This is a genomic window from Curtobacterium sp. LFS084 (genome assembly GCF_047977705.1).
Classification (GTDB): domain Bacteria; phylum Actinomycetota; class Actinomycetes; order Actinomycetales; family Microbacteriaceae; genus Curtobacterium.
Window position 1 is genome coordinate 44280 of record NZ_JBFPFM010000013.1, and the last position, 14324, is coordinate 58603.

The 14324-nt window shown below is 71.9% G+C and carries 13 protein-coding genes and 1 tRNA gene; 8 read left to right on the plus strand and 6 right to left on the minus strand.

Features of this window, described 5'->3' with window-relative positions:
- Positions 1-873: an HpcH/HpaI aldolase/citrate lyase family protein gene (locus ACNQOV_RS09515; protein WP_022908609.1), complete on the minus strand. Its 873-nt coding sequence runs from the start codon at positions 871-873 to the stop codon at positions 1-3.
- A gap of 253 nt (positions 874-1126) precedes the next feature.
- Between ACNQOV_RS09515 and ACNQOV_RS09520 the strand changes: the two genes are divergently transcribed.
- Both ACNQOV_RS09520 and ACNQOV_RS09525 read left to right on the plus strand, forming a co-directional pair.
- Positions 1127-4849 (plus strand): AAA family ATPase, encoded by a 3723-nt coding sequence (locus tag ACNQOV_RS09520; protein WP_416394331.1) that lies wholly within the window; start codon positions 1127-1129, stop codon positions 4847-4849.
- 367 nt (positions 4850-5216) lie between these two features.
- Positions 5217-5804 carry a CDP-alcohol phosphatidyltransferase family protein gene (locus tag ACNQOV_RS09525; RefSeq protein ID WP_416394310.1) on the plus strand — a complete coding sequence of 196 codons (588 nt, stop codon included), beginning with the start codon at positions 5217-5219 and terminating at the stop codon, positions 5802-5804.
- Positions 5805-5894: 90 nt separating this feature from the next.
- Here ACNQOV_RS09525 and mscL read toward each other — a convergent pair whose 3' ends face one another.
- From mscL to ACNQOV_RS09540, 3 genes are all read right to left on the minus strand, one after another.
- Positions 5895-6398, minus strand: coding sequence for a large conductance mechanosensitive channel protein MscL (gene mscL / locus ACNQOV_RS09530; protein ID WP_022907542.1), 504 nt, complete (start codon positions 6396-6398; stop codon positions 5895-5897).
- Positions 6399-6470: 72 nt separating this feature from the next.
- Positions 6471-6800 (minus strand): FmdB family zinc ribbon protein, encoded by a 330-nt coding sequence (locus ACNQOV_RS09535; protein WP_416394311.1) that lies wholly within the window; start codon positions 6798-6800, stop codon positions 6471-6473.
- A gap of 1 nt (position 6801) precedes the next feature.
- On the minus strand, positions 6802-7386 hold the full coding sequence (locus ACNQOV_RS09540; RefSeq protein WP_022907540.1) for a 5-formyltetrahydrofolate cyclo-ligase: 585 nt from the start codon (positions 7384-7386) through the stop codon (positions 6802-6804).
- 114 nt (positions 7387-7500) lie between these two features.
- Between ACNQOV_RS09540 and galU the strand changes: the two genes are divergently transcribed.
- The 4 genes from galU to ACNQOV_RS09560 all read left to right on the plus strand — a co-directional run bounded on the left by galU (position 7501) and on the right by ACNQOV_RS09560 (position 10479).
- Complete coding sequence (galU, locus tag ACNQOV_RS09545; protein ID WP_022907539.1) at positions 7501-8391, plus strand: UTP--glucose-1-phosphate uridylyltransferase GalU; 891 nt, start codon at positions 7501-7503, stop codon at positions 8389-8391.
- A gap of 70 nt (positions 8392-8461) precedes the next feature.
- Positions 8462-9121 (plus strand): GNAT family N-acetyltransferase, encoded by a 660-nt coding sequence (locus ACNQOV_RS09550; protein WP_022907538.1) that lies wholly within the window; start codon positions 8462-8464, stop codon positions 9119-9121.
- A 130-nt stretch (positions 9122-9251) separates the two neighbouring features.
- The gene (locus ACNQOV_RS09555) at positions 9252-10355 is read left to right on the plus strand and encodes a hypothetical protein (RefSeq protein ID WP_416394313.1); all 1104 of its coding nucleotides are present in this window, start codon (positions 9252-9254) and stop codon (positions 10353-10355) included.
- A 51-nt stretch (positions 10356-10406) separates the two neighbouring features.
- Positions 10407-10479 (plus strand) — tRNA-Ala (locus tag ACNQOV_RS09560).
- A 60-nt stretch (positions 10480-10539) separates the two neighbouring features.
- Here the strand turns inward: ACNQOV_RS09560 and ACNQOV_RS09565 are convergent.
- On the minus strand, positions 10540-10923 hold the full coding sequence (locus tag ACNQOV_RS09565) for a hypothetical protein (protein ID WP_416394314.1): 384 nt from the start codon (positions 10921-10923) through the stop codon (positions 10540-10542).
- Between the two features lie 73 nt (positions 10924-10996).
- On the opposite strand from ACNQOV_RS09565, the gene ACNQOV_RS09570 reads away from it, so the two are divergent.
- Positions 10997-12040, plus strand: a complete 1044-nt coding sequence (locus tag ACNQOV_RS09570; protein WP_416394315.1) for an amidase domain-containing protein — start codon at positions 10997-10999, stop codon at positions 12038-12040.
- Positions 12041-12087: 47 nt separating this feature from the next.
- Here the strand turns inward: ACNQOV_RS09570 and ACNQOV_RS09575 are convergent, their stop codons facing one another.
- Positions 12088-13287, minus strand: a complete 1200-nt coding sequence (locus ACNQOV_RS09575) for a hypothetical protein (RefSeq protein ID WP_416394316.1) — start codon at positions 13285-13287, stop codon at positions 12088-12090.
- A gap of 126 nt (positions 13288-13413) precedes the next feature.
- Between ACNQOV_RS09575 and ACNQOV_RS09580 the strand changes: the two genes are divergently transcribed.
- A complete protein-coding gene (locus ACNQOV_RS09580) occupies positions 13414-14262 on the plus strand; it encodes an alpha/beta fold hydrolase (RefSeq protein WP_402267203.1) in 849 nt (282 codons plus the stop codon).
- The last annotated feature ends 62 nt before the right edge of the window (positions 14263-14324 follow it).

Below are 14324 nucleotides of genomic sequence, written 5' to 3' on the forward strand. Positions count from 1 at the left end.
CTACCGCGCCTCGACGCCGAACGCCTGTGCGAGGCGCTGGATCTTCTGCGCGCGCCCGAGTCGGGGCAGGTCGGAGCCGTCACGGATGACGCGGCCCCGGGCCTCGAAGTCGTCGAGGAAGTCCTGCGCCCAGGCGACGTCGGTCGGCGTCGGGGAGATGACCTCGTTGATGACCGGCAGCTGCTCGGTGTCGAGGCACAGCTTGCCGGTCAGCCCGAGCGAGACCGCGACCTGGGACTGCTCGCGGAGGATCGGGTGCGACGACCCCACCGTCGGGCCGTCGATCGGTCCGGGCAGGTCACCGACGCGCGAGGCCACGACGAGCTTCGAGCGCGGGTACGCCATCGCGAGCGTGTCCGCGCTCGTCCCGGTGTCGCGTCGGTAGTCGCCCGAGCCGAACGCCAGGCGGAACGCGCCCTGTGCCTTCGCGATCGAGACCGACTCCTCGATGCCGAGCGCCGACTCCACCAGGGCGATCACCGGGGTCTGCCCGCCGAGCCGGTGCCACGTGTCGGTGACCTGCGCCGGGGACTCGGTCTTCGCGAGCATCACGCCCTGCAGCCCCGGCAGGCCGCGGAGCTCCTCGACGTCGTCGGCCCAGAAGTCCGTCGTCACGTCGTTGATCCGCACCCAGGCCTCGCCGCCGCCCGCGAGCCAGGACGCCACGGTGCCGCGGGCCTCGGGCTTCGCCGCCGGGTCCACCGCGTCCTCGATGTCGAGGATGATCTGGTCGGCGCGGGACCGCTGGGCCTTCTCGAAGCGGTCGGCGGCGGTGCCGGCGACGAGGAGCCACGAGCGTGAGATCTCGGCGGGGACCGATCGACGCCGGTTCGGCGTGGGGGTGGGAGGGGCGGTGCGGTCGTCGATGGCCATGCCCCGTTGGTACCACACCGGCGCGCCCGGTCGCGCGTCGGCGGGGTCCGGAAAGTCCGAAACCTCGGGTCATTGCCAGAGTGCCAGCCCGCTTCCGCCTACAGTGTCGGATGTGTGGCGAGCGGACAGGGTGACCGACGGCGAGGACGACGTGAACGACGACGTCCCCGTCGAGGGCGCCGACGCGCCCGCGGACGGGCGGGACGGACAGCAGGGGGAGCAGGACCAGCGGGGGCAGCAGGAAGAGACCGCCGTGACGGACGAACCCGACCGCACCCTGCGCCCGGAACTCCAGCTGACGAGTCCGCAGGCGATCAGCCTGGGTGACCCGCGCCTCCAGGCCGGCAACGCCGCCGAGCCGGTGTGGGACGTCTGGCGCGGCCAGCTCGCCGGCGTCGGCGGCACGAGCCCCCTCACGCACTTCAGCGACCACCCGCGTGCCCGCATCGAGCTCTCGACGACGCACCCTGGTGGCCTCGCACAGTTCATCACCGGCAAGACGACGCTCCTGTCGAGCCTGATCCGCGACGAGGTGGCGCTCCGCGCGGCCCGCATCGCCGCCGGTCACGTCGAGGCCAAGGGCACCGAGCTGTCCACCGTGCGCGGTATCGACGCCGTCAAGCTCGGCATCGGCATGGCCGACTGGCAGCACAGCGACGAGCAGTTCCGCGGACCGGTCCTGCTGCGCCCGCTCGCGATCCGTCGGCACGGCCGCGACTTCGAGGTCCGCCTGCTCGGCGAGCCCGTCCTGAACCCCGGACTCGCCGACGCCCTGCACGAGCAGTTCGGCGTCATCCTCGACGCCCAGTCCTTCGTGGCGTTGGCCCAGCAGGACGGCTCGTTCACGCCGAACCCCGTCATCGACCGGCTGCGCGGCCTCACCGCGCACATCCCGGGCTTCTCGGTGCACGCACGCCTCGTCGTGTCGACCTTCGCCGAGGTCGCGACCGGCATGGTCGAGGACACCGAGGACCTGTCGCACCCCGTGCTCGACGCCCTCGCCGGCAACCCCAGCGCCAAGTGGCAGGTCGAGCAGTCCTACCACCCGGTCGAGCAGACCCCGTCGGACGAGCGGAGCCCGGAGACCGACACGCTCCTGCTCGACGCCGACGACGAGCAGGAGAACGTGATCGCGCAGATCACGGCCGGCAACTCGATCGTCGTGAAGACCCTCCCCGGCACCGGTGGCACGCAGACGATCGTGAACGCGCTCGGCGGTCTCGTCGCGGCGAACAAGCGCGTGCTCGTGGTCAGCCCGCGCCGGGCGACCCTCCGCGGCATCGCGGCGCGCTTCGCCGAGGTCCAGCTCCCCGGTGTCGCGGTCACCCCCGGCACCCTCCGCCGTGACGTCGTCCGCGCGATCGCCCGCAACGAGAAGGCGTCTCGTCCGAACCTGCGCGAGGTCGACGACGCCCTCGTCCGGCTCCGCAAGGTGCTGAAGGACTACCGCGGTTCGCTGACCCGCGTCGACCCGGACTTCCGGGTCTCGGTGCTCGACTGCCTCGTCGAGCTCTCCCGCCTGTCGCTGCTGCCGGTCCCGCCGTCGACGACCGCGCGCCTGTCCGCGACGTCGGTGACGAGCATGGTCGAGGGACGCTCGCGCGTCGCCGAGACGATGGTCAGCGCGGCGAACCTCGGCGAGTTCCGCTACGGCCCCGACGACTCGCCCTGGTACGGCGCGAAGTTCTCCACGAGCGACGGCGCCCAGCGGGCACACCGGATCGCGAAGGACCTCGACGCCGACGCGCTGCCGACCCTGCTCCGCCGCGCGCACGACCTCGTCGCCACCACCCACATGCGGCAGTTCACGACGATCAACGAGCTCGGCATCTACCTGCGCCTGCTCACCGAGATCCGCGACACGCTCGACCGCTTCCTGCCCGTCGTCTTCGACCGCTCGGTCTCCGAGCTCGTCGCCGCCACGGCCCCCCGGGGCGAGGGCGCGCCGATGTCGTCGACGAACCGGCGCCGGCTGAAGAAGCTCGCCCGCGAGTACGTCCGCCCGGGTGTGCACGTGTCCGACCTGCACGAGGCGCTCACCCGCGTCCAGCAGCAGCGCGTCCTGTGGCAGCGGTACGTCGCCGCCGGGGTGAACCCCGAGGTGCCCACCGGCATCGCGGACGTCCAGGTGCTGTTCTCGAACGTGGTGGAGGACCTCGCGCGCCTCGACGAGCCGCTCGGCCGCACCGCCCGTGAGACCCAGCTGGCGAACGTGCCGATCGACGAGCTCGTCCCGACGATCGCCCGCCTCGCCGAGGAGTCCGACGTCCTGCACAACCTGCAGGAACGCACCGAGCTCATGCAGACCCTGCGCGACCTGCAGCTCGAGCCGCTCATCACGGACCTGGCGAACCGGCACGTGCCGGACACCCACGTGCCCGCCGAGCTCGAGCTCGCGTGGTGGCAGTCCGCCCTCGAGACGATGCTCGAGTCCGACCGGGCGCTGCTCGGTGCGAACACCGACATGCTCGACCGGGTCGAGGCCGACTTCCGGCTCGTCGACGACGCCCACGCGGCCGGGGTCTCCCAGGGCCTCGCGTGGCAGCTCGCCGAGAACTGGAAGGTCGGACTCGTCGACTGGCCGGACGAGGCCACCGCCCTGAAGACGCAGCTCAAGGAGGGCGCGATCACCTCGCGTCTGCTGCAGGACTCCGCGCCGCACCTGTCGCGGTCCATCGCGCCCGTCTGGCTCGCGAGCCCGTACGAGGTGTCGCAGATCGCCGACACGATGCCCTTCGACACGGTCATCCTCGTCGACGCCGGTGCCGTCACCATCGCCGAAACGGTCGGTGCGGTCCGTCGCGCCCGACAGACCGTGGTGTTCGGTGACCCGGTCACGCAGACCCCGTCGCCGTTCCGGATCGCCGTCGACCCGGCGCACCGTGCGCTGCAGGTCGACGAGGGCACGCTCGACGCCTTCCACGCCGACTCCGCGCTCGCCAAGCTCTCCACGCTCCTGCCGACGCTGTCGCTCACGCGCTCGTACCGGGCCGGCGGCGAGGACCTGGCCGAGCTCGTCAACCGTCGCTTCTACGGCGGTCGCATCGAGTCGCTCCCGTGGGCCGGCTCGTTCCTCGGGCACGGCTCGATCGCGCTCGACTACGTCAGCGACGGCAAGGCCGTGCCGGATCCGGAGTCCGGAGCGGTCGAGAGCGTCGACGCCGAGGTGGACCGTGTCGTCCGGCTCGTCATGGACCACGCCCGCACCCGCCCGACCGAGTCGCTCATGGTCATCACCGCGTCGGCGAAGCACGCGGTCCGCGTCGAGCAGGCCGTGCTCACCGCAGCCCAGGGGCACAAGGACCTCACCGAGTTCGTCATCGGCGACCGCGCGGAGCCGTTCATCGTCGCGACGCTCGAGCAGTCCGTCGCCCAGAGCCGCGATCGCGTGGTCTTCTCGATCGGCTACGGCCGGACGCCGCACGGCCGGGTGCTCCGCGACTTCGGCCCGCTCGGCAAGCCCGGCGGCGAGCGGCTGCTCGCGGTCGCGATGACCCGTGCGCGCCGCTCGATGGTGATCGTCACGTGCTTCCAGCCGTCGGACATCGAGGCCGAGCGCATGGGGCACGGCACCGTCGCCCTCGCCGAGATCCTCGCCGAGGTCCGCGCCCGAACCACCGCCGAGTACGTGCCGGACGACTCCGACCCGCTGCTCGTCGACCTCGCCCGCCGGCTCGAGATGCGCGGCATCCCGGTCGCGCTCGGGCACCGTGGCAAGCTCGGCCTCGTCGCCGCGCACGGCGGGGTGTGCGTCACGATCGAGACCGACGCGACGCTCGTGCAGGGGTCGCTCCGCGAGTCCCTGCGCCTCCGCCCCGAGGTCCTGCGCCGACTCGGCTGGCACTACGTGCGCGTGCACGCGTTCCAACTCTTCTCCGACCCGGACCGTGTCGCGAACACCGTCGCCCAGGTGCTCGGCGTCGACCGCGGCGTGACGCAGGAGATCTCGATCCCGCCGATCCCCGCCCGCCGATGAGCACGTCGGATCTCGATCCCGGCGTGCCCGCCACCGGGCCCGCCCGCCGATGAGCCCTCGGCCGAGCCGGCGGGCCTCCCGGCCGGCCGGTCCGGTGACGCCGGAGACCGACCAACTGGTGGGCACGTGGTCGCGGGCCGACGACGCGTCGTCAGCCGCGCCTCCCGACCGCCCGGCGACCGACGGCGACGAGCCGGAACCTCGTCCAGGAGGCGCGGCTCGGCCCCGCCGCCGCGTCACCACCCAGCCGGTGCCGGGGTACGACCCGGTGGCGCCGCCGGAACCGGCGCGGCACCGCGACGGGGAGAACGACGACCAGCTCCGGCGGGACGTCCCGCCCCACTGGTAGCGGGTAGCCTGTCCTGCGATGACTGACACCGTGCGGGAGCGCCCCGACTGGCAGACCTGGCCGAACCTGATCTCCCTGGTCCGCCTGCTGCTGATCCCGGTGTTCGTCTGGCTCGTCGTCGCGGGACACCCCGGCTGGGCGCTCGTCACGCTCGTCGTCATCGGCGTGAGCGACTGGGCGGACGGCTTCATCGCCCGCAAGTTCGACCAGGGATCGAAGCTCGGCAAGGCCATCGACCCCGTCGCCGACCGCCTCGCGATCATCGCGATCGTGCTGTCGCTCGTGCTGACCGGGCTGCTGCCGTGGTGGGTCGTCGCCGTGGTGGTGCTCGTCGACCTGGTGCTCGTCGTGCTCTCGAGCGTGCTGTTCCACGGCAACCCGGACCTCGACGTCACGTGGACCGGCAAGATCCGCTCGGCGCTGCTGTTCGTCGGACTGCCGGTGCTGCTGTTCTCGGCCGTGCACACCGTCGACGAGAACGCCCCGTGGGTCCGGGTCGTCGCCCTGGTGTTCGTGTACCTCGGCACCGTCGGCCACGTGCTCGCGGGTGCGCAGTACGCGATGGCGATGTTCGCCAAGCGCCGCTCGGTCGCCGCCGCGCGCTGACGCCGCGCGCCGCAGCTGCGCCCCGCACGACGAAAGTCCGCCCGAGCCACGCGATCGCGCGGTTCGGACGGACTTCGGTGGTGCGCCGGGCTAGAGCTTCGTCGTGCCGCCGATGCCGGGACCCTCGGGAGCGGTGGACGGTGCCACGTGCGCACCCCCGCCGGTGGCCACGGCGCCGCCGTTCTGCGAACGGAGCAGGTCGCGGATCTCGAGCAGCACCTCGACGTCGGTGGGCGGGACGTCCTGCGGCGTCTGCTCCTCGTCGTTCTTGACCCGCTCGAACGCCACCTTCTTGAGGTGGTTCACCGGCAGCACGAGGGCGAAGTAGACCACCGCGGCGACGATGACGAAGTTGATGACCGCGCCGATGATCGCACCGAACTTGAGCTCGGCGGGATCGGTGCCCGTCGCGGTCGGGATCTTCAGGATCAACGCCGTGTCGAGCGAGGACGCGTTGAACACGGCCCCGATGAGCGGGTTGATGAGTGCGTTGACGATGACGGTCACGATGGCGGTGAACGCCGCACCGATGACGACTGCGACGGCCAGGTCGATGACGTTGCCGCGGAGCAGGAACTCCTTGAACCCCTTCACGGGACTCCTTCCGGGTCGAGGACGGCCGCCGGACGGCGACGCTCTCAACCTACCGAGGAGTCCGGACGACGGTCAGGACGCGGCGGGCTTCGGCGTGGTCGAGGCGGCGGGCTTCGCGGCCGCGGGCTTCGACTCGGTCTTCGCGGGCGTCGACGACGACGAGCCGGACGAGCCCGACGAGCCGGACTCCGACGAACCGGACGACTCCGACGAACCCTTCGGGGCCGGACGGGAGTCGGTGCGGTAGAAGCCGCCGCCGTTGAACGTCACGCCGACCGGCGAGAAGACCTTGCGCAGGACGCCGCCGCACGCCGGGCACTCGGTGAGCGTGGCGTCGGAGAAGGACTGCTTGATGTCGAAGGCGTTGCCGCACTCCGTGCAGCGGTACGAGTAGGTGGGCACCCTAGCTCCGGAAGGTGATGATGCGGGACGGCGTGATGATGCCGTCGACGGGTTCGTCGTGGGTCTCGCGCGGGACCTCGTCGAGGTACTCCGCGTCGAAGATCACAGCATAGACGGGCGGTCGGTTCGCCATCGACCCGAGGGTCTTGTCGTAGTAGCCGCGTCCCCAGCCCATCCGGACGCCGTCGTGGCCGACCGCCGCGGCCGGGGCGAGGATCGCGTCGACGTCGTTGATCGCGAGGGGGGAGAGGACCTCACCGACGACCTCGGGCACACCGGCGATCCCCTCGGTCTCCGAGACGCCGTCGCCGACCGCCCAGTCGAGCAGCCCGTCCTCGCGCGTGATCGGCAGGAGCACCCGGATGCCGCGCTCGAACGCCCAGTCCAGGAACGGCCGGACGTCCGGCTCGTCCGGCGCCGAGAGGTACACCGCGATCGACTCGACCTGCCGCTCCTCGGCGAAGCGCTGCAGGGTCGCGGTGAGCGACTCGGTGTCCGTCTCGCGTTCGGTCGTGGTCCGGGTGCGCCGCCGCTGCCGGAGCTCGGCTCGCAGGGCGCGCTTCTCGTTCCCGAGATCGGCGGTCATGCCGAGGAGTCTACCGAGGGCACGTGTTGCGGCTTTCCGCCGCCGAGCGCGGGAAGCCGTGTCCTCCGTAGCGACGACATGCCCCGTCCAAGGGTCATCCGATACCGTCCAGGCATGGGCTTCCAGATTTCGAAGGCCGTGATCCCCGCCGCAGGCCTGGGCACGCGCTTCCTCCCCGCCACCAAGGCGATGCCGAAGGAGATGCTCCCCGTCGTCGACAAGCCGGCCATCCAGTACGTGGTGGAAGAGGCCGTCGGCGCAGGGCTCACCGACGTGCTGATGATCACGGGCCGCAACAAGAACGCGCTCGAGAACCACTTCGACCACGTGTCCGAGCTCGAGGAGACCCTGAAGAAGAAGGGCGACCACGAGAAGCTGCAGAAGGTGAACCAGTCCACGGACCTCGCCGACATGCACTACGTCCGCCAGGGCGACCCGCTCGGCCTCGGCCACGCCGTGCTCCGCGCGAAGATGCACGTCGGCCGCGAGCCGTTCGCCGTGCTCCTCGGCGACGACATCATCGACGCCCGCGACCCGCTGCTCAAGCGCATGATCGAGGTCCAGGGCGAGAAGAACGCCACCGTCGTCGCGCTGCTCGAGGTCCCGGAGTCGCAGACGCACCTGTACGGCATCGCCACGGTCGAGGAGACCGACACCGACGACGTCGTGAAGATCACCGGGCTCGTCGAGAAGCCCCCGCAGGGCGAGGCGCCCTCCAACCTGGCGATCATCGGTCGCTACGTCATCCGCCCCGAGGTCTTCGACGTCCTCGAGAAGCAGGAGCCGGGCAAGGGCGGCGAGATCCAGCTGACCGACGCGCTCATGAAGATGGCGAACGCCGAGGAGTGGACCGGCGGCGTGTACGGCGTCGTGTTCCGTGGACGCCGGTACGACACCGGTGACAAACTCGACTACATCAAGGCGATCGTCCAGCTCGCCTCGGACCGCGAAGACCTCGGCCCCGACCTCAAGTCGTGGCTCAAGGAGTTCAACGCGGGCGAATAGACGACCCGTCGCCGAACGGGTCCGGGGATCATCCCCGGGCCCGTTCGACGCTCCCGGAGGAACCAGCGCGATGACGACGATCCCGACCCTGTCCCACGGGCGGGTCACCATCCGGCCCCTCCGCCTCCGTGACACCCGAGACCTCGACGTCGCCCTCGCGACCAACCGTTCCTGGCTCCGCACGTGGGAGGCCACGAACCCCTCCGGACACGTCTCCACCGACGTCCGCGGCAGCATCCGCGCGCTCCAGGCCAACGCCCGCGCGGGGCTCGGGCTCCCGTTCGCGATGGAGCTCGACGGCCGCTTCGTCGGGCAGCTGAACGTCTCCGGCATCACGTACGGTTCGTTGGCCAGTGCGTCGATCGGCTACTGGGTGGTCGAGGACGCCGCCGGCCACAACGTCACGCCGATCGCCGTCGCACTGGCGGTGGACCACTGCTTCCGCGTCGTCGGCATCCACCGCATCGAGATCTGCATCCGCCCCGAGAACGCGCCGTCGCTGCGCGTCGTCGAGAAGCTCGGCTTCCGGTACGAGGGGCTCCGCCGCCGCTACATCCACATCAACGGCGACTGGCGCGACCACTTCTGCTTCGCCCTCGTGGCGGAGGAGGTCCGCGAGGGCGTCCTCGAACGCTGGGTCCGCGGCCAGGTGCCGCCCGGGCTCGGTTCCGTCCCGCTCGCGGCGCGCGACGAGGCGGCGATGCCGCTGCACACCACGCCCCGCGTCTGATCCGAGGGTCCGGTCCGTCCGGCGCGACGGCCCGGGAGGCGCGGCTCGTCCCCGGTGATTTCGTCGCGACACGCGCAACACGCGTCCGGCAATCACCGGACGGGGGAACGCCCGCCCCTACCGTGTCCCCATGGCAGGTATCGGCTCCTGGGGCGGCGGCATCGTCCTGCTCATCGCGGCCGTGCTCTGGCTCGTCTACCTCATGCCGTCCTGGGCGGCCCGTCGGCAGTACCTCGCCACCGAGCGGAACGCGATCCGGCTGCAGCAGACCCTCCGGATCCTCGCGCAGACCGCCGAGCTGCCGGACGAGGTCCGCATCGAGATGAACGCGAAGTCCCTCGCCGAGGCCCAGCGGGTCGCGAAGTCGGAAGAGGCGAAGCGCACCGCGATCGTCCGCGCGCACGAGGCCGCCCGGCAGCGCGAGATCACCCGTCGCCTCGCCGAGCAGGCGCCCGTGCTCGAACGTGCCTCGTCGGTCCCCGCCCTCACCGCGATGCGCATGCGCCGGTCGCGGCTCGGCGCCACCCTGCTCGGCACGGCGGGTCTCGTCGTCGCCGTCGTCGTGTTCGTCGCCGCACCCGCCGCCTGGCTCGTCGGCGTCGCCGGTCTCGTCGCCGTCGGTGGATCCGCAGCGGTCCTCGCGCAGCTGCACCAGGTCGCGACGGCGCGGAAGGCGCGGACCGCGACGGCCGTGCCGGAGCCCAGCCGCGCCTCCAGGCCCGCGAGCGAGTGGACGGACCCGGCGCCGCCGCTGTCCACCGAGCAGGCCGCCGAGCCCGCTCGTGACCGAAGCTGGACGCCGAACAGCATGCCGAAGCCGCTGTACGTCGAGCGCCCGAAGGTGCCGGTGGCGTCGCCGGAGTCGTCGGCGGAGCTCGCCGCGCGACTCAGGGAGCGCGTCGCCGCGGCCAAGGCGGAAGCCGAGGCCGAAGCGGCCGCGATCCGTGCCGCCGAAACCGACCCGTCGCTCGCCCGGGTGTCGCGCATGCGCCCCGACGTCGAGGAGGCCGTCGCGTCGCTGTCCGCGCACGACCAGGGCCGACTCGCGGAGCGTCTGGGACTCCGAGCCCCCGTGACGGAGACGGCGGCCGCCGAGCCGTCGATCGCACCGTCGCCCGCACCCGCCGCGCCCCCGGCACCGCCGAGCAAGTGGGCGGGGATGGGGGTCATCGACGACGACGGCTACCAGCAGACCGACCTCGACGCGATCATGCGTCGGCGGCGCGCCGTCTGAGTGGTCGATTTCGGATCGACCGCGCGCTGGTGCTAGTGTGGTCGAGCACTTGGGGCTATGGCGCAGTTGGTAGCGCGTCTCGTTCGCAATGAGAAGGTCAGGGGTTCGAATCCCCTTAGCTCCACTCCACGGCAGAAGGCCACCCGATCGGGTGGCCTTCTCCCGTTCCCGGGGTCGTCCGACGTCAGCCGGGGACGCTGTCCGTCAGGACGCCCGCGTGCGCGAGGTCGGTGTGGATCGCGTTCGCGGCCTGCTCGAAGGCGCGGTTGCCCCGTGCGATCCCGAGCGCACCGCCCTTGAGCGCCGACTTCCCGGCGCCGCGCAGGAGCCGCGCGACCGTCCGGCCGTCCGGTGTCACCATGATCTGCACGTCGAGCCGGGTGTGGAACGTGCGGTCGTTCGCCATCCCGCCGATCAGCAGGGTGAGGCCCATGCTGCCGCGGGTGGCGCGGAGGGCTCCCTGCTCGCCGTCCTCGACGGTGTAGCCCTCGCGGGCGAGGGCGCCGCGGACGCGGGTCCGGACCGACTCGGGGTCGGCGGCGACGAAGAAGTCGTGGCTCTCGGGCATGTGCGTGCTGATCCTCTCGATGGTGGTTCCTGCCAGCGATCATGCCGTGCCGTCGCCTACCCTGGGAACCACCATGACTGCTTCCCTGACGCGCCGCTCCCTGCTGTCCCTCGCCGGGGTGACCGGGATCGGGCTCGCCGTCGCCGCGTGTTCGTCGGGAGGCGACGGCACGGACGCGGGCACGAGCACAGGTCGGCCCGCTGGTGGCAGCGGATCGGCCACGCCCACCGCGAAGCCGGTCGCGAAGGCGCTCACCCCGGCGAAGGTCCCGCTCGCCGGCGGCGTGACGATCACCGTGGCCGGCTCCGGGCTGGCAGCGGTCAAGGGCGTCACGGTCGGTGGCATCGCCGCGCGCGACGTGACGGCGACCGCCACGAAGGTGACGTTCACGGCACCGCACCAGGCGATGTACACGCCCGGATCGGCGGACGTCGCACTCTTCACGACCGCGATCGAGCCGTCGCCGTCGGCGAACCAGTCCTCGGACGGCAACGGCAGCGCCGCGAACGACGGGCAGACCGGGGCGACTCAGGACTCCGCGACCGCCACGCCCACACCGACCACCGCGCCCGTCCCGGATGCCTCGACCGCGGTCGCCACGACGAGCCTCGCGTACGCGGCGCTGACGGACGTCGACCGGCAGCTCGAGTACGCCATGGCGCACTGGAAGGACTACAACCTCGCCGAGTACGGCACCATGAACCCGATCGGCGGCGACTGCGCGAACTACGTCTCGCAGACCCTGATCGCCCGCGGCTGGCACCAGCGCTCGGACTGGTACAACCGTGCGGCCGGCGCCGAGCACTCCGCGACGTGGACCTACTGCCCGACGATGGACCCGTGGCTGAGCGCGAACGCCGCCGAGTTCGGGCTCACCCGGCGATCCCTCGACGAGCGCGACAAGGTCAAGGTGGGCGACATCGTGTTCTACGACTGGAACGACAACGACTCGCCGGACCACACCACGATCGTCTCCGAGGTGTTCACCGAGCCGGACGGCACGATCCGCATCAAGTCGGCGAGCCACAACCAGGACGGCCCGTACCGCGACCTCGACGAGATGATCACGGTGCAGCACCCGGGCGGCACCGCCTGGTTCCACACCTTCGACGCGTAGCGCCCGCGCCGCCGCGCGCCAGGCGCGCATCAGCACGACGCCGCCCGTCAGGGGTAGCCGAGGAACCAGAGCAGCACGACGGCGACCGGTTGCAGGCACACGCCCACGACGAGCCACGCGACCGCCCGGCGTCGCGTGCCGACGAACACGTCCGACCCGAGCAGCGGTGCCGTCGGCATGAGCAGACGGGGCAGGGACTGCTGCGGCAGGAACACCGCCGCGAGGTACAGCCCGTACGCCGCGGTGAACGCCCACACGTCGACGCCGAGCGCACGGACCGACCTCCGGGTCCAGAACCACACCGCGCCGGCGAGCACCGCCACCACGAGCACGATCCCGAACGGCCCGAGCCACGTCCGGGCCATCGTGAACCACGGGGTGAGCGGCGCGAAGTGCTGCCGGCCGACGAAGCCCACCCACCAGGACAGCTCGGTGTCGAGGTACGCGTTCGGCCGCCCGGTCACGGCCGAGGCGATCACCGGCCACGCCAGCCCGGCCGCGGCGACGACGAGCCCCGACACGACGATCGCGACGGCGTCCCGGACCGGCAGCGTCCGGCGCTCCGCGACCCACCGCGCGACGAGGTGCACCGCGAGCGCGACGGCCAGCGCGAGCACCCCGGGCTTCGTGAACGCGGCCACGAGCCCCAACGGCGCGATCAGCCAGTACCGCCGCCGGACGAGCGCCAGGAGCGCCCCGAAGAGCAGCAGCAGGAACGTGCTCTCGGCGTAGGCGACCTGCAGCAGGAAGCCGGTCGGCCCGAAGGCGAAGAGCGCGGTCGCCCAACGTGCCCGGTGCGAGCAGCCCACGGCCAGCACGAGCCGGTACAGCAGGACGCACGCGCCGGCACCGGCGAGGGTCGCGACGAGCACACCGGCCACCCAGAACGAGCCGCCCGTGAGCGGCATGACCGCGCGCACGATCGTCGGGAACACCGGCAGGAACGCCCAGGCGTTCGGCACGACGTGCCCCGCGTCGTCGAGGGGGAGGGTCGTCGGGTACCCGTGCTCCGCGATGATCCGGTAGAACGACGCGTCCCACGACCCCGAGAACGTGAAGAACGACGGGTCGCGTCGGACCGACGCGAACGGCCAGCCGTTCGCGGTCGCCACGCCGTAGACGGTGGCGAGCAGGACCGTGCTGACCACGCGTGAGGCGAGCCACAGGAGCAGGGGAGTGGTCCAGCCGCCGTGACGCGCCTCCGGGGCCGGCCGGGAGGCGCGGGTCGTCTCCGGCGCGCTGGTCACCGCCCGATCCTCGCACGTCCAGGGCGCCGCCCCGGTGTCCGCAAGGCGTACACGACCAGCGTCGGCGCAGTGCGCGGGGCGTTGCATGGACCGCGTTCCCTGGAAGACCAAACCACAGGAGGCACCATGCCGTTCATCACCGTCGGAGCCGAGAACGGGCACGACATCGACCTGCACTACGACGACTTCGGGTCGGGCGACCCGGTCGTCCTCATCCACGGCTGGCCGCTGTCCGGCCGCTCGTGGGAGGGGCAGGTCCCTGCTCTCGTCGAGGCCGGGCACCGTGTCATCGCGTACGACCGCCGTGGCTTCGGCCAGTCGTCGCAGCCGTGGGGCGGGTACGACTACGACACGTTCGCGGCCGACCTCGAGTCGCTGCTCGACCAGCTCGGGTTGACCGAGGTCACGCTCATCGGGTTCTCGATGGGCGGCGGCGAGCTCGCCCGCTACGTGTCCACCTACGGCACCGGCCGGGTGAAGAAGCTCGTGTTCGCCAGCGCGGTGCCGCCGTACCTGTGGAAGTCCGACGACAACCCGGACGGCGGGGTCGACCAGGACCTCGCCGACTGGTTCTCGAACGGGATCACCGGGGACCGCCCCGCGTTCCTGCACGAGTTCGTCGACCTGTTCTACACGGCGGGGGAGCCCTCGCCCGCGAACGAGCCGCTCGTCTCCGCCGACCAGCGCGCCTACGACCTGGCGATCGCCGAGCTGGCGTCGCCGAAGGGCACGCTCGACTGCACGGTCGCGTTCGCCACGACGGACTTCCGCGACGACCTCACCAAGGTCGACGTGCCGACGCTCGTGATCCACGGCGACTCCGACGGCATCGTGCCGTTCGAGGTCTCCGGCAAGCGGACCGCCGCGGCGATCCCGGACGCGCAGACCCACCTCATCGCGGGCGGGCCGCACGGCGTCCTGGCGTCGCACCGGGACGAGTGGAACGAGGCCGTGCTGCGCTTCCTCGCCTCCTGACCCGCGCCTCCTGATCCGCGCCGAGACGCCGCGTCGGTCTCGCGCCGATCTCCGCGTCTCGT